Annotated in this window: 17 protein-coding genes and 1 pseudogene; 7 read left to right on the top strand and 11 right to left on the bottom strand. The window is 41.2% G+C overall.

Annotation, left to right across the window (positions count from 1 at the left end; all coding sequences use genetic code 11):
• Window positions 1–74 precede the first annotated feature (74 nt).
• The gene (gene mobF / locus CYAN7822_RS34210; protein ID WP_013325805.1) at window positions 75–3,569 is read right to left on the bottom strand and encodes a MobF family relaxase; all 3,495 of its coding nucleotides are present in this window, start codon (window positions 3,567–3,569) and stop codon (window positions 75–77) included.
• 194 nt (window positions 3,570–3,763) lie between these two features.
• On the opposite strand from mobF, the gene CYAN7822_RS34205 reads away from it, so the two are divergent.
• Window positions 3,764–4,090 carry a hypothetical protein gene (locus tag CYAN7822_RS34205; RefSeq protein ID WP_013325804.1) on the top strand — a complete coding sequence of 109 codons (327 nt, stop codon included), beginning with the start codon at window positions 3,764–3,766 and terminating at the stop codon, window positions 4,088–4,090.
• A 100-nt stretch (window positions 4,091–4,190) separates the two neighbouring features.
• Here the strand turns inward: CYAN7822_RS34205 and CYAN7822_RS34200 are convergent, their stop codons facing one another.
• The 5 genes from CYAN7822_RS34200 to CYAN7822_RS34185 all read right to left on the bottom strand — a co-directional run bounded on the left by CYAN7822_RS34200 (window position 4,191) and on the right by CYAN7822_RS34185 (window position 7,094).
• Window positions 4,191–4,616 (bottom strand): type II toxin-antitoxin system VapC family toxin, encoded by a 426-nt coding sequence (locus CYAN7822_RS34200; RefSeq protein ID WP_013325803.1) that lies wholly within the window; start codon window positions 4,614–4,616, stop codon window positions 4,191–4,193.
• Entirely contained in the window at window positions 4,613–4,903 is a 291-nt protein-coding gene (locus CYAN7822_RS34195) for a hypothetical protein (protein WP_013325802.1), read from the bottom strand. Before CYAN7822_RS34195 ends, CYAN7822_RS34200 begins: the two co-directional genes overlap by 4 nt.
• Window positions 4,904–5,047: a hypothetical protein gene (locus tag CYAN7822_RS38830; RefSeq protein WP_013325801.1), complete on the bottom strand. Its 144-nt coding sequence runs from the start codon at window positions 5,045–5,047 to the stop codon at window positions 4,904–4,906.
• Between the two features lie 16 nt (window positions 5,048–5,063).
• The gene (locus CYAN7822_RS34190; protein ID WP_013325800.1) at window positions 5,064–6,281 is read right to left on the bottom strand and encodes an RNA-guided endonuclease InsQ/TnpB family protein; all 1,218 of its coding nucleotides are present in this window, start codon (window positions 6,279–6,281) and stop codon (window positions 5,064–5,066) included.
• A 192-nt stretch (window positions 6,282–6,473) separates the two neighbouring features.
• On the bottom strand, window positions 6,474–7,094 hold the full coding sequence (locus CYAN7822_RS34185; RefSeq protein ID WP_013325799.1) for a type IV toxin-antitoxin system AbiEi family antitoxin domain-containing protein: 621 nt from the start codon (window positions 7,092–7,094) through the stop codon (window positions 6,474–6,476).
• 140 nt (window positions 7,095–7,234) lie between these two features.
• On the opposite strand from CYAN7822_RS34185, the gene CYAN7822_RS34180 reads away from it, so the two are divergent.
• Genes CYAN7822_RS34180 through CYAN7822_RS34170 form a run of 3 tightly spaced genes read left to right on the top strand, consistent with a single transcriptional unit; the run spans window position 7,235 to window position 8,437 of the window.
• The gene (locus tag CYAN7822_RS34180; RefSeq protein ID WP_013325798.1) at window positions 7,235–7,873 is read left to right on the top strand and encodes a Uma2 family endonuclease; all 639 of its coding nucleotides are present in this window, start codon (window positions 7,235–7,237) and stop codon (window positions 7,871–7,873) included.
• Window positions 7,874–7,910: 37 nt separating this feature from the next.
• The gene (locus CYAN7822_RS34175) at window positions 7,911–8,129 is read left to right on the top strand and encodes a hypothetical protein (protein ID WP_013325797.1); all 219 of its coding nucleotides are present in this window, start codon (window positions 7,911–7,913) and stop codon (window positions 8,127–8,129) included.
• An 11-nt stretch (window positions 8,130–8,140) separates the two neighbouring features.
• Window positions 8,141–8,437: a hypothetical protein gene (locus CYAN7822_RS34170; protein ID WP_013325796.1), complete on the top strand. Its 297-nt coding sequence runs from the start codon at window positions 8,141–8,143 to the stop codon at window positions 8,435–8,437.
• A gap of 29 nt (window positions 8,438–8,466) precedes the next feature.
• On the opposite strand, the pseudogene CYAN7822_RS34165 reads toward CYAN7822_RS34170, so the two are convergent.
• The 5 genes and pseudogenes from CYAN7822_RS34165 to CYAN7822_RS34145 form a co-directional block, all read right to left on the bottom strand.
• Window positions 8,467–8,838, bottom strand: a pseudogene (locus CYAN7822_RS34165) (tyrosine-type recombinase/integrase); the annotation flags it as partial.
• A gap of 9 nt (window positions 8,839–8,847) precedes the next feature.
• Window positions 8,848–10,059, bottom strand: a complete 1,212-nt coding sequence (locus CYAN7822_RS34160) for an RNA-guided endonuclease InsQ/TnpB family protein (RefSeq protein WP_013325795.1) — start codon at window positions 10,057–10,059, stop codon at window positions 8,848–8,850.
• Window positions 10,060–10,749: 690 nt separating this feature from the next.
• The gene (locus CYAN7822_RS34155) at window positions 10,750–11,709 is read right to left on the bottom strand and encodes an RpnC/YadD family protein (protein WP_013325794.1); all 960 of its coding nucleotides are present in this window, start codon (window positions 11,707–11,709) and stop codon (window positions 10,750–10,752) included.
• A gap of 38 nt (window positions 11,710–11,747) precedes the next feature.
• A complete protein-coding gene (locus CYAN7822_RS34150; RefSeq protein WP_013325793.1) occupies window positions 11,748–15,734 on the bottom strand; it encodes a bifunctional DNA primase/polymerase in 3,987 nt (1,328 codons plus the stop codon).
• Window positions 15,735–15,902: 168 nt separating this feature from the next.
• Window positions 15,903–16,160, bottom strand: a complete 258-nt coding sequence (locus tag CYAN7822_RS34145; protein ID WP_041934469.1) for a MerR family transcriptional regulator — start codon at window positions 16,158–16,160, stop codon at window positions 15,903–15,905.
• A 304-nt stretch (window positions 16,161–16,464) separates the two neighbouring features.
• Here CYAN7822_RS34145 and CYAN7822_RS34140 point away from each other — a divergent pair, with 304 nt between their 5' ends.
• The 3 genes from CYAN7822_RS34140 to CYAN7822_RS34130 all read left to right on the top strand — a co-directional run bounded on the left by CYAN7822_RS34140 (window position 16,465) and on the right by CYAN7822_RS34130 (window position 18,347).
• Entirely contained in the window at window positions 16,465–16,752 is a 288-nt protein-coding gene (locus tag CYAN7822_RS34140; RefSeq protein WP_013325791.1) for a type II toxin-antitoxin system TacA family antitoxin, read from the top strand.
• Window positions 16,739–17,239, top strand: a complete 501-nt coding sequence (locus tag CYAN7822_RS34135; RefSeq protein ID WP_013325790.1) for a GNAT family N-acetyltransferase — start codon at window positions 16,739–16,741, stop codon at window positions 17,237–17,239. Before CYAN7822_RS34140 ends, CYAN7822_RS34135 begins: the two co-directional genes overlap by 14 nt.
• A 130-nt stretch (window positions 17,240–17,369) precedes the next feature.
• Complete coding sequence (locus CYAN7822_RS34130; protein WP_013325789.1) at window positions 17,370–18,347, top strand: tyrosine-type recombinase/integrase; 978 nt, start codon at window positions 17,370–17,372, stop codon at window positions 18,345–18,347.
• The last annotated feature ends 71 nt before the right edge of the window (window positions 18,348–18,418 follow it).

The raw sequence follows: 18,418 nt of genomic DNA, 5'->3' as shown, positions 1-18,418 counted from the left end.
AAATTTGCTCTGACTCTAGTTTAGTTGAAAGTCTTGCATCATATAACGGCTTTTCCATTCATCGAAATTTTTTTTTAACGACTAAAACCTTTACTTTGGGTTTTTTGTTTTTCTAAATATTTAGCCGCACCCTGAATATTTTCCTTATCCTCTTCGGTTAAATTACACTGACTTACTTCAATAATTCCTCCGTTTGCCCTATTATCAGTAGCGACAAACAAGGGTTCATTATAGTCCTTATGAAAGATTGTCAAGGTTGTCTCTTGCTGCTGGATTCTGTAAATATTACCAAAAAAATAAAATCCATTTCCTAATCTTTTCCCTTCCTTATTAAGAATCGTTTTAGCCGCTCCATACAGGGTATATTCTTCAGTAATTCGAGCAATTCGTTCTCTTATGAGAGGTGATTCTAATTCTTCCGCTAATTGCTTGATTTTCTTGGTTTTTGGGTTTTCTTCCCAATCTAAAAAAGCTCTGGCCTCAGATTGCCACTGAGTAAAACTATTTGTCGTTTTCTTTCTTTGAGACTCAATATCACGTAGTAGTGATGAAGTTAACTGAATTTCAGCTTGTTTGTTCTCAATTATTTCACCACTGACCCCAAAAGGATTGAACAGAGAGCGAGGTTGCCCTAACTGATTCAACTCCTGTTTTTGGGTTACGAGTTGTTTGCTTAACTTGGTTTTATGACGTTGTAATTCTTCAATTTCACTCTTTAAAGCTTTCCCTTTATTTAAAGAAGGTTCCGTTGGCTTGTTTTGTAGCCATTGCTGCACAGAACGAGCTACTGAGACGAGTTCGGCATCACTCAGTTGACTTAGTTGGTAGAGAGAGGAGGCTTTTTCAGTAGAGTCAGCTTTAGATGTACTCAGATGAGTTATTGATGGTGTGGCAAGAGGCTCACCAGCAGGGGGAGATTTTGGCTCCATATCTTTTGAAGGGGAAACTAAATCTGAAGCATTCTCGTTAGCTCGGCTAATCTGTACTGTCACCCCTAAATCAGTAGCATTAGCTGTATAAACGACAAATTCCTGTTTAGCTCGACTAGCGGCAACATAAAAACTTTCTCGTCCAATAGAAAGACTTTTTGCGGCTGAAGCACAGTAAATACAATAATCAGCCGTTTGTCCTTGGCTGCTATGTACTGTGTCTACATAGCGATAATCACTATGTAATAAGCTCGATGGAGATACAGCAATGGTTTTCCCTTTAGTTAGAAGAGAAATCTGGCCATCTTCTGTAAATCCAACTACGGTGAACCGTTGCCCGTTTAACTGTTTATAATCGTGGACAGAGATGTTTTTAGTAAAGCGCATCTGCTCACCTGGGCGAATTTCTAATTGTTGAACTTGATAGACTTCTCGTTGTTTGTATTTGTCTAGGGGAAGGGTATAATCAATGCCATTAGAGTCAATTAGGGTTACTGTGTTCGTTATGGAGTCCACATCAGAGACGCGGTAGTAAAAGTCTCTGCTAAATTGAGCATTATCGATTTGAAATTTAATGACATCCCCTCTTTGATAATGATGCGCCTTGGTAATAGCAAATTTATCAAGGTCTTTACGTTTGAGGGTTTGAATAAGGCGACTTTCACTCTCTAAGACTCCTTCATTCATTAACCCCTGACGAATTGCTGTGGTAAGGGTTTGTTTGTCGGCATTAGTTCCAGCTATAATTAGGGTTTTATTTCTGACTTCAGTAGGGCGGCTGAGATAATCGCAAGCGATCGCTTCAACTCGTTCTGTTTCAGCCGCGATTTGTTTAACTTTCCCTTGATGGTATAAACAAGAGTAAGCTTGATTGATACTAGATTCATCTCTGTCATGAGTGGCCATCAAATCAACCACTTGTTTGAGAGAGGGGTCACGTTGTCTAAGGTTCTGGTCAATAATGGCTGTAGGTAGAGAATGCTCTTGAAGGAGTTTAAAGGGTGCGCCGGCTTCAACAGCAGAGAGTTGTTTAGTATCCCCAACTAAAATAACCCGGCTATTAGTAGCCTGGGCCTTATTTAGAAGCTGTTCCATCTGTACTGATGAGAGCATCCCGGCTTCATCTACTAGAAGAATTTCATTTTGGGGGAGTCGTTCATTTTTTGTCAGTAGATAACTTGCTAAAGTTTGAGAAGAAATACCACTTTCCGTTTGTAGGACATCCGCAGCAGCAGCCGAGGGAGCTAACCCTCGAATGGGTTGATTACATAAAGTTTGCTTTAAAGCGTTCATCGTATAGGTTTTACCGACACCGGCGTTTCCTTGGACTAATACCACTGCATCGGGGCTAGTTACTATGTGGATGAGGGCAGTGGTTTGTCCAGAATTTAGACCTCTCTGTTGGGCAATGATTTGTGCTTGCTCTTGGCTTGCTAGGGGAATACGGCTATTTTTCCCCGTATTGGCCCATTGAATAATGTTTCGTTCTCTACTTAGTTGGCTTTTTGTGGTTAATCTTCCGTCAGTAGTCGGGACAAGTTCTTCTTTTTGATTAATGTGGGCTAGTAGTAAATTTGGGTCATATTTGCCCTGGCTTTGTCTTAAGCATTCTTTGAGTAATTCATGCCTAATAAAGGCAGTTTGCCGTTCTGTAAGAATATTACAAGCTTCGGTGAGCAGTTTTTGGATACTCCCTGGATGAGAGGGTTGGTTATAAGCTTTTTCTAGTTGGGTTCTGTGTTCTCTATTTATTTTTATACCGGCTTGGGTTGCTCTTTGCTTCCATTCAAGTAATTGTCGTTCTCTGTCTTCGGGTTGATGGTGATGTTTTTTCTCTTTACGAGTCTTCAAACAGACGGTTTGTTTTTGGATAGCAGTAGCGGTTTTTCGGGTTAGTCCCAGTTTTTCTAATTCAGCTTCAATTTGGTTACTACGAGTGGAGAAAATAGCGTCGAGTTTTTCTTTATCCACTCCAGCCAGTTCAAAAATATGGTCATCTGTCCATTGAATTTTACAGCCGATTTGTTCCAGTTGACGAGCAAGTTCATGGGCATAGTAAGCACCAATAGTTTTGATTTGAGTGTAGAGTTGTTCGTTGGCTACGGCTCTCCATTTTCCGTCAGGGCAGAGGGTTTGATTGAGGATAACACAGTGGCTATGAAGTTGAGGGTCTTTGTTCCTGTTATCGTCGTGGTGGAAGACGGCTATTTGGGCAGTTTTGCTTTGTAAAAGTAGCTTTTTTCCCTTCTGTTTGGTTTGGTAAAAAATGCAGTTTTTTTCGACATATTCCATTGTGGCGCGGACGGCAGCTTTGTGGGCTTCCAGTATTTGATTATCTCCCATAACGAGGGCGGCGACGCTGATGCTTTTGGGGGCGGAAAGGGTGACATCCGTTCCTGGGCGGTTATGTCGTTGAACCGGTTTACGGTAGTTCTGCTGTCTTCGTAACGGGTCGCCGTTGGGGTCTAATGCTTGGTAGGCATTGTGAAAATGTTGTTCTTGAATTTGTCCCTTTAATCCTTGTTCAGATGCGGCTTTCCCTAGCCATTCTGAGTTGGTCAATCCGTCGCCCGTTGAGTAATAGTTCTCCTGGGCGTAGTCTTTTGGATTGGTATAGCATCGACCTACGGTAGCGACCATTTTTAATTTGATTAATGGGTTGATTTTATTGTACTTTGAAAAAGTACGTTAGGTGTGAATTTTTTAGCCAGGATTAGGGGGACAAGGGAGGAGTTGAAGTATAAACCGCCTACGGCGGTACGTCCAGACCGTTCTGTGATCTGTTACACTGCTTTAAAAGAGGAAATATGATTAATTAGATCTTACTGACATAAATGGATACTGATGTTTCTTCGTTAGAACTGGCTTTACAAAAACGGTTGGATAAACTTCAGCCAAAAACTCAGACGGCGGGATTTCTGCGCTCGGTGGTTGAACGTCAATCGATGCGGATTGATGCTGCCCTGAGTAAGGGATATAGTTATGACGAAATTGCGATTGTTTTTAATGAACAGGGAATTAAGTGTAAGGGGTCAACTTTAAAGAAATATCATTTGATGGCTAAGAAGAAAGATATCAAGGATTCTCCGATTCCTGAATTACCTTCCAAGACCGAATCAACAGGAACGGCTAAAAGCCAAGCAGCCAAGAAAAAATCCTAGATTTGAGATTACGGTTTTAGGAAAAACCTTTCCTAAGTGGATTAGAGAAGTTCGTGGAAAAAGTATCCACCTCCCTGAACGTTGCGACTGAGATGACTTCTCAAGCCTTCCCTGAATCTGTAAGTTCTTGAACTAGCCTTACTGGTGTTATGATTCGAGGGGAAGTTACCGGAAAATCCTGCGGATTCCGAGTAACAATAGCGTCTAATTGATTAATGACAGCCGTACTGTATTGAATGGCATCTTCAAAATCAAAAAAGTTAAGATTGAGAGCCATTTCTATGACGGCTTCATTGACAGTAGCAATTTGGCAGAATGTCACTAGCCAATTTAAAAATTCTATCGTCCATTCTCGTCCTCTTGCCCGACGAATAATGTAGTAAAGATCCCCTACAGTTGAGGCGGAGATATAACCATATATTCGGTTTTGCTCGACCAATAACAAAACTTGTTGCGAAGCCTCAAAAAAAGGCTGACGAGATAAAGCAACGTCTATAATAATGTTGGTATCTAACAGAATTTTCACAAGTCGTATTTTTCCTTTAAAGCTTCCCATCTAGCTTGAGATGGGTCAAAGTCAGGGGGAATAGGAGGAGCATTTTCTAATAATTCTTTCAGAGATTTGACCCCAGACTTCAATTTTTTGGGCAGAATTTCATGAGGCGACGCAGTAGCTTCAGATGGAGAATCAATTTTAATTGTAACTGGCTGTAAGATGATGACTTCAACCTCACCAGGGGGGAGGTTGATAGGCTCTGTAATAATTAATTGACCGAACGAATTTATTTTTGCATGACGTTTGTAAACTGGCATTTAATTCCTCCTTCCCCGCAACTTGTGGGGAGATACATCTTCTAATAACTCATCCATTTCTTGGCTCATTTCTTCTGTATAGGGAACAAGAGAAGATGGGTCTTTTATGGCTTCTGTCATTAAAGTATCTAAAAAAAGACTCATCAGTGAACTACCCCAACTAAGCTGACGCTATAGTTGGGGCTTCCGTACTCAAGGGGGAATGCCTCAGCTTAGACTTGCGTCCTCGCGTTGGTCTTACTTCCCCTCCTACGGCAGGGACGGCTGCACCATCCGCCCATAATAATCTGATGCCCTCTGCTCTTATATTGTATGCAGCGTTCCCATCTCTATCATGCTTTGTGTTACAGTTTGGGCAAGTCCACTCCCTAACATCTAGGGGCATTTCTTCTACTTGATAGAAACAGTTAGAACAGAGTTTAGAACTAGGAAACCATCTATCAATTTCAACTAATTTACCTCCTTTTTTCTGAAGTTTATAGTCAAGAAAATTGACAAACGTTCCCCATCCTACATCAGATATTGCTTTGGCTAATTTGGAATTCCGAACCATGCCTTTGACATGAAGATTTTCTACTACGATGACTTGATTCTCGTCAACGAGTTTATGAGATAACTTATGTAGAAAATCCTGCCGACTATTGCTTACTCGTTCGTGAATTTTAGCTACAAATTTTCTATATTTTGCCCTCGAAAGACTATCTTTTTGTTTTCTAGATAATTTCTTTTGTTTCCGTTTTAGATTTCTTTCGTGTTTAGCTAAATGCTTAGGATTATCAAATTTAGAAGTTTTAGAGCCATTGTTAACAATAGCAAAATGGGTCAATCCTAAATCAATCCCTATTATATTTCCCTCAGTAGAAATCTTTGGGTCATCTCCTTCTGTTTCAAAAAGGATAGAAGCAAAATATTTACCTGATGGATTTCTGCTAATAGTTACAGTCTTAATAATTCCATCAATTGGTCGGTGGATTTTGGCTTTTATCTCACCTATTTTTGGAACAACTATAGCCGACTCTAAAACTTTGATATTTTGGGGATACTGAATTGACTGCTTATTTTTCTTTGACTTGAAACGAGGAAATCCCGCTCTCTTAGCAAAGAAGTTTTTGTAAGCAACCGTTAAGTTAAGTGTCGTTGCCTGTAAAACTTGGCTGTAGCAATCTTTTAGCCATTCTGTATCCTCGTCTTTTTTGAGCTTAGGCAATAAAACATTTAGTGCCGATTGCCCCAACCCCTTACCTGTCTTTTCATATTCCTCAATGCTTTTGTTGAGCGCAAAGTTCCACCACCAACGGGCAGCACCAAAGGTTTTAGCCAGTTGGTGCTGCTGTTCATTAGTTGGGTAAAGTCTAATTTTGACAACTTTTCTTTGCATTACTGGAATATAAAATTTACAATAAGATTGTAGCACAAATCTAAGATATATGGTGCTTCGCGGCCAATATTTTTGGTCGGAATTCATCCCCACCTAAAATGTGGGTATTTTTTTAGAATTTATAGGTGGGGACTTCTTCCGACAATTTTGTTAAATTATCTGTGTCATCATCCATAGTTTTATCAGTTGCGGCTAGATTAATGATTCTAAATAGGGGCGCATAACATTAGCCATCCGACAGAGTTTAGCATAGTGCCAAAGTTCATCCATTGTGCATCGACGCTGCGTCCAAGTTTCTCGCAGGGCTTCTAAGGCTACGTCCAGGCCAATTTTGTTACGGTACTTGAAGCAGTCGACAACTGTTTTAGGGATGTTATACACCCGCAATTGTTGCCCTACGATAAAATGTTCTTCGACCCCTGCTGTTAAAGCTTGTCCTGACATATAAACGATATGCAGAAGAAGTAGTTCATCTTTAGGGAGACGTGCTTTGTTGTCGATAGCCATCCAAATTTCAAAGGGGGCTTGAGTTGTTAGGTTATGGAAGCGAAGGGCAGATAGCAGACAAACGATTCCATGAGGTACACGCACACAGGCTTCAAAAAGACTCTGATTAGAAGTTAAATCAGCATTACTGAGGGTGTAAATACCTCGTCCTGAGCGTGTAATTAAACCAAGGTTTAAGAGGCGACGGAGATATTCTTGATGAATTCCTCGTTCTCTAAACTCTTTTGCCCGGACTATTCCCTCTAAACGAAGTATTTGTAACACTTGAGTCTCTTTTGACAGGGAAGTTGCCTGATAATTGCTCATCGCGTTTGTGACAAAACATCGGTATATATTATATTTTACCTACATCAAGTCAGTCCTCGCCACACCTTATCAATATACAGAGTATGTGAATTAAAATTGGAAAATAAGCATAAATACAAAATTTCATAGAAAAATAGCTTATGTCTATAACCGCCCAACAATTAGCCGAATTGATGCCCGATGCCACTCAAGTTGAAAGTGACGAACCCGAAATGGAAAGTAGTTTACATTATGTTCAGTTAGCTTTATTAGTTTCTTGTTTAGAATGGCTCTGGCGTGATAAAAATGATTTTTTTATAGGAGCTAATCTCACCATATACTTTAATCGCCAACAACTGAAAAATAAAGATTTTCGAGGACCTGATTTTTTCTTAATTAAGCAAACCCAAAAGCGTCCGCGCAAATCCTGGGTAACTTGGGAGGAAGAAGGTAAGTATCCCGATTTAATCATCGAATTACTCTCGGAGTCTACAGCAGAAATTGATAAAACTGTTAAAAAAGATTTATATCAAAATCGATTTCGTACACCCGAATACTTTGGGTTTTCTCCAGAGACTTTAGAGTTAGCGGGGTTTAGGCTGAGTCAAGGAAAATATGAAGAAATTATCAATAATGAGTCAGGTCAAATGTGGAGTGAAAGCTTAGGGTTGTATTTAGGAATTTACCAACAACAGCTTCGATATTTCACAGCAGAAGGTAAACTTGTCCTCACTCCCGAAGAGACAGCCGAACAACTAGCGGCACAGTTAAAAGCATTAGGAGTAGAGCCAGACCTTTAAATAAATAAAACCACAAAAAAAACGAATGGAATCTATTATGAATAAACTACCTCGTATTCCAGATCCTGATACTTCAAAACGTTTATTAGCTAATCTTCGTCGCACCCGCTTAGAACTACATGAAGTTAATTTACAATTAGAAGAAATTAGTGCCCAGTTTGAGCAGGAACTTCTTAAACAAAAGTTAAAACGGGTGAGACAAAAGCTGTCTGTTTTAGATGTTAAGGAAAGCAGCAAAGAATCTTCTGTCGGGTGAGATCGCAATTTATGACCAAAATCTTCTCTATAAGAAAGCCACGTCGTTTGTCAAGTCCCACAGGGGAAAAAAATAACATCAGCGACATAAAAAACTTAGATCGCCGTTCTTATCAAGTTTTTGAACGACTACGGGACTCCTTAATCGATAATCACTCGAACTGGTTTCTAATAATAGAACCCGATAGCGAAGATTATTTTCTTGATGAAGATGAACTGGTTGCTTACCAAAAGGCACGGGAAAAATATCCACAGGGGAAATTCTTTTTCTTCCGCCTCAATGAAACAGGAGTCAGTGGACGGATATAATCTCTGACTGTCTTGATGTAGAGGGGCAACTACTTACTATTTGAATCAGGCAAATACATCGCCGAACTATCATTCGGTCTAGCGTGTAAATAGCGCTCAGTCGTCGCCACCGAAGAATGTCCCAACGTCGCCTGTACCAAATGGAGGGGCGCACCTCGGTCTAAACTATGGGAAGCATGGGCGTGTCTGAGCCAGTGGGGGCTAACATTTCCCTCTATTCCTGCCCTTGAAGCCGCCGCTTTAACAATACGATAAACCTGAGTACGGTCAAGATGCCCTCCCCCCATTCGAGAGGGAAACACAGGGTCAGCGCCGCGACTTTTTCCTCGAATCTGACAAAGTTCTTGCCAAACCCCAGAGGGTAATAAAACCGTCCGCGTCTTTCCTCCGCTTTTTAGAATCCTGACAAATTATGACAAGGTTCTAATTCCTGCTTCTACCAAGGACTTCGGAGTCTTCTTGTCCACAGGCGTTACTTCGGGCACAGCTTGCCCTAGTTTGGCTACGGCAGTTGCTCTACTTGGGGAGACCCCAAGACCGCACTGCCTCAGATTAATGGCTGCGTTTAAATCACGGTCTATTTTGTTGTGACATTCTTGACAATCAAATACTCGTTCACAGAGGCTTAAACTTTCTTTTTTACTGCCACAAACACAGCAAGTTTTGCTCGACGGAAACCATCTATCAGCTAGTATTAATTCTGAGCCGTAAAGCTCACATTTATAAACTAGCTGTCTTTTAATTTCAGCGAAAGCTCCATCACTAATAGCCTTGGCTAGTTTACCGCATTTTAACATCCCTTTTACGTTTAGATCTTCTATGACAACTTTGCTGTGGTTTTTAGCTATGGAGGTTGTCATTTTATGGATGTAATCTTTTCTGGTGTTAGCTATTCTTAGGTGTAAAAGGGCTATACGGTTTTGAGATTTATACCAGTTAGCTGATAAGAGAGTTTTGTTACGGTTGTGGTATTGTAACTTGGTTAGCTTTTTCTCCAATTTTTTATAGGCTTTTACTCCTGAAAAAACCTGTCCGTTGGAGCAAGTGGCTAGGCTGGCGATACCTAAGTCAACCCCAAGTACATCAAAGTTTTTCTCGGTTGGCTTCGGTTCTATTTCCACCTTAAAAGAAATAAACCACTTATCGGCCTTTCTACTTATAGTTACTGAAGAAGGTTTAACACCTTGGGGCAGCCTTTCATAAGTTTTTAACCAGCCTATTCTAGGAACTTTTATTTGGAAATTGTCAACGGTTATCGCTCCGTCTAAAGTAAAAGAATCGTCTCTATTTTTCTTCTTAAACTTCGGTGAACCTCCCTTCAAAGTAAAACATCTACCCCAAGCTTCTCTAAGGTATTTCAGAGCGTACTGAGGAGCGCACTTTGATACTTCATAGTACCAGGAATACTCCGGTTTAACCAGAGCAACTAACCATTTATGAAGGTCAATTGACGTAGGAAATTTAATATGAGCTTCTGGGTTATTCTTGTTATTATCTAGGATTTCCTTAGTCAAAGCTAGACCCCAGTTCCAAGCATGACGCGCTACACCTGCGTGTTTAGCAAGCAAGGTCTTGGTATCTGAATTCGTTACTTTTAACTGGGTCTTAAATCCTAAATACATTTTAATTTTTTAATGGTATTTTTTTATTATAATTGTTAGTTTCGTTATTAAAAGTAAAAAAATATTAAATTATTAGAGCAACCTACGAGGTGATGTAAATTCATTACATCAAGGGGGTTAATCTACGGAAAATGTCAAGCTTTGTCAGGGTTTGTCAGGATTTTTTTTAGCTGATACATTCCCTCAAACCCCCTGCATAAAGCAACCGGAGAAGAATTCGATTACGCTCATCCGGTTCATTGGCAATCATCGTCATCACTAATAGATAATTAAATATTTTTTAGGCATGAGCAACACAGGAGCCATTTTCAGTTAAGCGCGTCGGTTTTCGTTCCCTTGTTACCAAAAAACCGACACTCCTGGATTGTCCAACAGAAAGCTTGACTATCCCCTATCCAAAAACAGCAGGATTTAGCGTAGCGGTCGGACTCGGTGAGCGTGTAGACGATTTATGCCGAAGCTTAAAATTTTCATCAGCCACCGAGCCGAAAATCCTGCATGGGGGTCTGGGGGAGACCCCCAGAATTAGAAACGAAGCGATTGTATTAAAAGCGGATGTACAAGGGTTTCCTTGAAACTTTTTTTTGATACAGAAGTTAATTATCGGGTTCATTAAGAATTTTGGCTCGACGCTTTTACCAACTTTTATACTGATTAACAAGAATTTTTAGCCGAAGACATTATTGATTATTAATCATTTTTATAAGCTTCTAGTTGCTCAAGGAAATTTTGAAATTCAGCAAGTGAACCAATCGTAATAGCTTGTCTATGTAAAGTTGTTAGCCGAGAAGCATCTTCAATTTGATTAATCATCTCAACTAAAGGGGAAGGAACATTACTAAACCGAATTTGAAGAACTTCGATAACATCTTCTCGTCCTTTTTGGAGAATCCCTTTTTTAATTCCCATTCGCTCAACACTGGTAATGTAAGGCATCTTTCTTTCCTCCTCGTATTGACTTAATTGAAGTTGAAATTCTTGTTCTAATTCAGATGGTAAGGTCATCATCCAATCAATAAACTGAAACAGGTTGATGATCTCTTGCCTATTGTAGCCAATTTCGTATAACCGTCTGGTTAAAATTAGCTTCCATTCTTGGCGTTTTCTTCTATCTTTTTTCGTCTCCAAGGCTTTTAAATGAGCCATGACGACGGTAGCAAAGGGATTACGATTTGATTCTAACTCTGACCAAGATCGATGATAGTCTAGCAATTTAACGAAAGGAAAACTGAAACTTACATCACAGCCAAATAGGTTATAGCCAAATTGATTTGGTCGCCATGTGTTACTCTCATCTCCGAGTACGGCAAAACTGGCGACAGAACGCCTGTAACGGTCATAAATACGGTAGTTATAAATAAACATCCGCTCGGCAAACTCAGTTTCTTGCTGACTTTGCACTTCAACGTGGACTAATACCCAAGCTTGTTCGCCCCCTAGACGATAAATTTTGACGAGTTTGTCGACTAGACGTAACCCAAGTTCTGCATCTCTAACAACTTGTTGGAGTTCTTTATCAAGAAACTCAAACCCTTTACTCCAATCTATTTGTGAGTGAGCTTGGGGAAAAAAGAAAGCGATAAAGTCCTCAAAGTAAGTTTCTAAAACATCTTTCCAAGGAGTGTCAAATTCAGTAGTGGGGTTAGTCATTCCATTCTACTCCATATATATAAGGTAAACTCTTGTAGTTAAAGGGAAATTGGCAATTTTCGCCATACCTTATCTATATAAAGTGTGTATATTGGGCACTCATTCTTCTTAATCTGTGGATTGTTCCATTGTGCTAAAAATTGTCCGTTTTTAACCATTTTTACCGTTCCAAACCCACAAACTTTATGTTTGATGAGATCTCCGGGAAGTAAAGAGTCATCGTCAACGGGAGTAAGGCGGGATAAAGCTTGCCAAAATTCGATTAGCTGCCCGTCATTCAAACTATGACGCGATTTTTTGCCGTAAGTCTGCTGTAAATAAGTTATTCCATCGGATGATGACCAACCCAGTCGCGTCATTTCAAGATTGATGTTAAAGCAGATCTGGTCAAATTCTAATGGTTCATCTGTGTCAAGCTCATTAGTCTTTTGTTCAGGGAAGCGTGTTTCTGTTACTTCCTGTTCACCCTCATTGTTTATAGTCTCTTCTAATGGTTCAGTTACAGTCGAGTTACATCCAGTTACAGGTGTTTTCTGATTAAATGTAACTTCTGTATTGCTTATGGGTTCTGGCTTTAAGTCATTTTCTGGGGGGCTAGTTACATTTTTAGGAGAATCCGTATCCCCGGTGATGGGTTCTATTTCAGAGTGAGTCTCAGTTAAGAACATTTGTCCTGATGTGGGGGAGTAATTTTGTTCCACATTGACCGGTTCAGGATCTGCAAGAGTTTCTAGATGATCTTCGATTTTTATGTAACTAGGAGATTCATTATAGGGTGAATCGCTTTCAATGAAAGGATTTGAGGAGTTACATTTTTGATGTAACTGGATGTAACCGGATGTAACTGATGTAACTTGACTATCTGAAGCAAGTTCATCTTTGGGCAAATTAGGGAGAGGATCATTATCTGGACTATTACCCCCACCCCCTGGACTATTACCACCGCAAAGATTATCATCCCCACCAGGAGGGAGATCGTCGTCTGTAAAGCAAGAAATATACTCATTAATCAGTTGTAGTGGGATAATATGACAGCGACGGGGTTTTTGTTCTGGCTCTGATGGGGCTACATAGCTGTCACTATCAAGATGACCATTAACCAAGCTGCGTTTATAAGCTTTATATTCATCAGCCGATTCGGGGAATTTTTGTACTGTGTTGAGAATTCCGCCGTTTTTTGAAATTTGAGTTTCAATGAGTTTACGGGAGTAAGGCGGCTTGTAGGTTTTCTCTATGGCTAACCAAGCTGATGACATATTAACCGCTAATCCCTTAAATCCTTCTCGCGTTTCTACGATGCGGTTATCCCATTCCCCAACAACGGATTGACCTCGTAAAGCGATCAGTTTTTCCATGAAGTCTGTAAAGGAGTCAATGGCTGAGTGGGTTTGATTTGCCGTCTTACACAATTGATTGACCGTATAATCATAAATAGCCTGGGGGTCAAAGCCAGATAATTTTGCCACTTCCATTGTGTAGTAAGTAAGAAGACCTAAACCGTCGGCCACCCGTTGATGGGCTGCCGGTAAATATTGTCTGAGGGAATGAGTTAGAGAACGAATAGAGTCCCTCTGATAGCCAAGGGCGATTAATTGAGAAAGACAACCACTGGCATTATTTCTCGCTTGTTCTAATTCATCCCAGGCGGACGGATCTCCGTCTCCATTGAATTCATGATATAAAGGAATGATTCTCGACAGACAGGCGGGTTTATTATCACCGATTAAGAAGTTACTGGTAACAATAACCGGCGAGTGAGGAACTTGCATATTTCCCCGAACTTCACGGGCACGACCATTATAGATCCGTTGGATCAGATCGTTGAGCCAATCGGACTTGTCCGGGTCATCGAACAGCAGAGGTAGAGAACCGGTTAATTTTAGTCGTTCATAACAGGCGCTTTCGGTTATTCTGACAAAGGTTCCGTTTCCGTTGACCCACCCTACCAGCGATAAGGCGTTTTCGGCTGATACGGTTTTGAGAGAACCGGCATCCCCGTAGGCGTTGAGAATGGGGAATCTTCCCTCACTCTTCATGATTTCTTGATAGTGTATCCCGGCGGCCACATAGCCTAAGTGGAACATGGCGGGGATAATTTGACTTCTTCCATGAAATTTAATCATGGCGTTGACTAAGCGGGGTAAAGCGGACGGATCTGGAGGTAATATAGTGGGAGAGGGGATTTTATCTTCTAGTCCGAGGTTAGAGTTAAAGATAATTCCTGAAACCTCTTCCGAGAGGGGATTTCCTTTTTTATCGAACTGGCAGTTAGAGAATACGTAAGTCCCGTTATCCTGTTGTCCAATTCGCTCGGCCAGTTGATAGGTTTTGCCTCCTCGATAATGGTAATAAGCGCGTAGGTTGTGGATGAAGCTGTTTAATTCTGCCGTTGATAGGTTGTTGGTAATGCCATTTCCGTACAGTTTGACAAGAGCGTTATTGAAGTCTTTGGCGGTTAAAGTATCTGCGTTACGGATTAGTAAGCTTTTTTGTAACTTGTCAAAAACTCGTTTAATTTGAATGAGAATTCCGCCTCCTTCTGAGTCGGTTAATTCCCGTTCTATTTGGAAATCAAAATTACATTTAGGGATAAATTCGCTCTCGGATTGTTCTCCTACAATTGTGCCGTTTATGTCTTTTATGGGTTTTTTCTTTTCTTTCCAATAACCGATTTCTCCTGCCCATGATGTGGGGGCATTTTTCCAGTATGAAAGACGGTTATGATTGTCATCATTTCCCCCGGAGTCGCCTCCATTACCAGGGGGGGAATAATTGCCGTTTCCATTGGAAGAATGTTGTTTTGCCCAGTTTTTTTGCTCGGCTTTAATTTGTTGAGAAATGTCTGCCGGACACTTGGCTTCAAAGGTGGGTTTATCGAGTTTAGAAATTTTTAACCAGCAACTAGAATCCCCGCCTTTATGATAGGCAGCACTGGTACACAGGGCAGGATTGTCAACGCTTTTAATAATGCGTTCAATGCGGTCTGCGTCAATTCCTAACCGCTCTCCTGCATATTGGATCAGTTCTAATGCCGTCCCCCGGTAGGCTATGCCGTTAGTGTTACACCAATTTTCCCACCCGAATAGTTCTTTGATGGTGGCGGTTAAAGAGTGAGAACGGTCATCATATAAATCAACGCCGTTGATAATCTGTTGAACTCCATTATGAGCTAACATTTCTAAGGGAATTGAGCCAGGAATATTGTTAGAAGTTGATTGAGGGCTAAAAAGGAGTTTTGGAGAAGATTCGGCAAGGGAAGAAGTATTATCTTTCTTGGTGGAATAAATAAAGTCTATTTCATCAATCTCAACCAATTTATCTGGCAAGTTAAGGTTACGGTAGGGCTTGCCCGATGGACCAATAGTAGGGCTTAATACGGTAAAGCGGCCTTCTCCTAAACATTCGCCTACATGAGTGCCGCCTTGAGTCAGAGAAAAGTTGGTAAATCCAGGGTTTTTCTTAACTCTTACTCCAATTCTGTAACCGTCGCTTTGGGTAATTTCTAATAAGGTGTTTTGTAGGGCGGGTTGGCGTTCTAGAATTGACCAAAACGCTTGTTCGCATTCGGCTTGGTTTGGGAACTGATGAAGATCTAAATCTATCCAGTGAACCCCATTATGGCCGCCTAGAGTCCCTATTCCATTGTCAGGGTGAGCAAACCATTTTTTGAGGTCAATAGCAGAGGGTAATTGATTTTGGTATTGACGGTGGTTAACAAGATGAGGTTTTCCTTTTTCATCGAGGTAACTGGGGTTTTTGCCGGTGAACAGGGGAACGGGTTTGAGTTTGTCTAAGGGACAGTGAGCGAAGCAAGAGGAAGATTGTTTAATTTCCTTGTGGTGTTGATAAGGATCTTGCGCCGGTGCTACGGGTAAAGCGGGTAAGTTATTTTTAATCAGCCAGTTAATTACTTGTTGGCGAGGGGAGGTGTTTTTTTCTGACTGGATGTCACGGAATTTTAAGGTTGTTTGGGTAGAGGAATTTGCATCGAGGCAAGGGGTTAGTGTAGAATAGTGATTAATCATGAAAGTAATTTAGTCAAGGTGAACCGACCCAACAAGGCGGTTTTACCTTGTTGAGTAATACAACTAAGAAGTCCCCTTGAAGTTGGAGCTTGGCGGGGGATTTTTTAGTGTATGGTTATAGTTTACTCCCTTTCCTTCAATCAGATGAAGGATAAATGTTAATAATAATTAAGACTTTTTCTTAGATTGACGGACTTCCCATAAATATTTGAACGCATCTAGATCTGAGACGAGAAGGGAGTTACCCGCATTGTAAGCTTTTAGACGAATGCGAACCCCCTTTTTCGGGTCACCTTTAATTAAATAATGAACGTAGCGCGTTGATACCCCTAACTCAGTAGCCAGTTCTTCTACCGTCCAATAGCCGGGGACAGCAGGTTCTTTCCGCTTGAGTGGCGGATCGAAGTCTTCTGGCTTTATATTCATATCTGGTGTTAAGGTTAGGGTCACTCTTTATAATTATGCTTGTGAAAGGGGTTACTATTATTTCACTTATAACATAAACGCACCAAGTCAAGAATTGATTGAAATCTGAATTTAACAATAATCAATTAAAGACAGTTCTAAAAGAAGGCTTAAAGTAAACATTTCTTTCCCATCCGCCCAAAAAAAGAACGAGCTGCACACCTTCGCCAACAGTATCTTCGCCAGTTCTGCCTCGTTCCCCTTTTTTTGGTGACAAAATGACACCAGCTTTGTTAGAGTGAAGGAAAATGAGGAGTAATGTAAGATGGCTAGTACCTCTCCTAAAGATTCCCGTGTGACCGCTAGACTTCCTGCATCGGTTAAAGAGACGTTACAGAAGGCGGCGGATTTGACGGGGGCAACGTTAAATCAATTTATGGTGGCGGCGGCGGTTAAGGAAGCCCAAGAAATTATTAAGCAGCAACAGGTGATTTACTTATCTTCTTTTGATGCGGATAAGATTTTTAGCTTAATTGAGAATCCGCCTGCGCCTAATGACCATTTAAGGGCAGCTATCCAACGTCATCGGGCTTTTTTCAGTGAAACGGATTGAACTACTCAGTAAGGAGCATAATAGGGAAGGTTTTGACTGTGGAGAAATCGCCCTCAATCAGTTTTTACAGCGCACGGCACGACAGCACATCCAGAAAGGGTTATCTCGTACCTTTGTTTTGGTAGATAGTGAGCAACCGTCAGTGATTATAGGCTTTTTTACTTTGACCTTGTGTGAGGTACAGGTTGAGAGTCTGCCGCCTCGTTGGGCTAAGAAATATCCCGCGATTGTGCCAGGGGTAAAGTTAGCAAGGCTGGCGGTGTCTAATGACCATCAAAAACAAGGCATTGGGTCTATTTTATTGGTAGAAGCGATGAAAAAGGCTCTAGTGATTGCGGAGAATGCGGGAGTGATTGGGTTGTTTGTGGATGCGAAAAGTAATGAGGTTAAGGGCTATTATGAGCGCTTTGGGTTTGAGGGGACAAAGGAGCATCCTTTGTTGTTGTTTTTGCCGTTATCAAGTGTTAAGGGATTGATTGATGCTTGATTCTCTTGAAATAGGTCAAACCTATTCTCGAATAGGTGTTGAGAAGTGTCATTCTCGCAAACCTTTTTAACTAACTGTCAGAACCATTTTAAGATGATAATAATAGAGTTAAAGGAAAAAACCGCCTTTCGTGTCCAGTAACGCCCTCACATCAATACCAGAGCCATCAAATTTGGTCTTAGATGAACCTCTGCCCTTAACAATGCACCCGGCGGCGGTATATTTAGCCTCGCTAGGAGTAGGAAGCCGGCGCACCATGAGAGAAGCACTAAATGTAATCTCCGGGTTGCTAACCGATGGGACTTGTGACGCAATGACCCTAAACTGGGCGGCTTTAAGATATACTCATACCGCCGCCGTTCGCTCGGTATTGATGGAAAAATACAGCCCCGCGATGGCCAACAAAATGCTCTGTGCCCTGCGACGAACCTTAAAAGAAGCTCGACGCTTAGGCTTGATGAGCGCAGAAGATTATGATAGAGCCGTAGATATCGCCTCAGTGCGAGGAACGTCTTTACTGCGGGGACGAGCGCTTCAAAAAGAAGAAATAACCGCCCTAATGTCCGTTTGTATTTCAGATTCAACCAACACCGGAATTCGAGATGCAGCCCTGTTAAGTATTCTAATGGTGGGGTTGCGACGTTCTGAAGTGGTTAATCTCGACTTATCTGATTTTAATGCTCGTACTAGGGGGCTGACGATTCGAGGAGCTAAGGGAAAAAAAGACCGAAGTAATTATTTACCCGTTTGGGGGGTGGAAGCAGTACAAGATTGGTTGAAAGTGAGGGGGTATGAACCAGGACCGTTATTATATCCGCTCAACAAAGCTCGACGAATTATCCCTAGACGAATGAGCGAACAAGCGGTAATGTCCGCTTTACAAAAAAGAGGGCAACAGGCAGGAATAGCCTCGTTTTCTCCCCATGATTTAAGAAGGACTTTTATTAGTGACCTTTTAGATGCGGGGGTAGATTTAGTGACGGTATCTCAATTGGCCGGCCATGCTTCTCCTTCTACTACGTCTAAGTATGATAGAAGAGGAGAAGAAGCGAAAAAACGGGCGATCGATAGGCTGAATGTACCATACAAGAGCAGGGAGATAAGGTAGTTGATTGCTCATTGGACTTTTTTTGTTTACAGTTAATGTGAGCCGAAGCATTTTTGTTGGCAAGCCACTAC

It is taken from the genome of Gloeothece verrucosa PCC 7822, assembly GCF_000147335.1.
GTDB lineage: Bacteria > Cyanobacteriota > Cyanobacteriia > Cyanobacteriales > Microcystaceae > Gloeothece > Gloeothece verrucosa.
This window is presented reverse-complemented; position numbering and strand designations above follow the sequence as displayed.

Excerpts from the sequence above, each read along its gene's own strand:
- CYAN7822_RS34180 (WP_013325798.1), top strand. The coding sequence starts at position 7,235 with ATGTCTATAACCGCCCAACAATTAGCCGAATTGATGCCCGATGCCACT.
- CYAN7822_RS34140 (WP_013325791.1), top strand. The coding sequence starts at position 16,465 with ATGGCTAGTACCTCTCCTAAAGATTCCCGTGTGACCGCTAGACTTCCT.
- CYAN7822_RS34175 (WP_013325797.1), top strand. The coding sequence starts at position 7,911 with ATGAATAAACTACCTCGTATTCCAGATCCTGATACTTCAAAACGTTTA.
- CYAN7822_RS34185 (WP_013325799.1), bottom strand. The coding sequence starts at position 7,094 with ATGAGCAATTATCAGGCAACTTCCCTGTCAAAAGAGACTCAAGTGTTA.
- CYAN7822_RS34160 (WP_013325795.1), bottom strand. The coding sequence starts at position 10,059 with ATGTATTTAGGATTTAAGACCCAGTTAAAAGTAACGAATTCAGATACC.
- CYAN7822_RS34205 (WP_013325804.1), top strand. The coding sequence starts at position 3,764 with ATGGATACTGATGTTTCTTCGTTAGAACTGGCTTTACAAAAACGGTTG.
- CYAN7822_RS34195 (WP_013325802.1), bottom strand. The coding sequence starts at position 4,903 with ATGCCAGTTTACAAACGTCATGCAAAAATAAATTCGTTCGGTCAATTA.
- CYAN7822_RS34190 (WP_013325800.1), bottom strand. The coding sequence starts at position 6,281 with ATGCAAAGAAAAGTTGTCAAAATTAGACTTTACCCAACTAATGAACAG.
- CYAN7822_RS34170 (WP_013325796.1), top strand. The coding sequence starts at position 8,141 with ATGACCAAAATCTTCTCTATAAGAAAGCCACGTCGTTTGTCAAGTCCC.
- CYAN7822_RS34155 (WP_013325794.1), bottom strand. The coding sequence starts at position 11,709 with ATGACTAACCCCACTACTGAATTTGACACTCCTTGGAAAGATGTTTTA.
- CYAN7822_RS38830 (WP_013325801.1), bottom strand. The coding sequence starts at position 5,047 with ATGAGTCTTTTTTTAGATACTTTAATGACAGAAGCCATAAAAGACCCA.
- CYAN7822_RS34145 (WP_041934469.1), bottom strand. The coding sequence starts at position 16,160 with ATGAATATAAAGCCAGAAGACTTCGATCCGCCACTCAAGCGGAAAGAA.
- mobF (WP_013325805.1), bottom strand. The coding sequence starts at position 3,569 with ATGGTCGCTACCGTAGGTCGATGCTATACCAATCCAAAAGACTACGCC.
- CYAN7822_RS34150 (WP_013325793.1), bottom strand. The coding sequence starts at position 15,734 with ATGATTAATCACTATTCTACACTAACCCCTTGCCTCGATGCAAATTCC.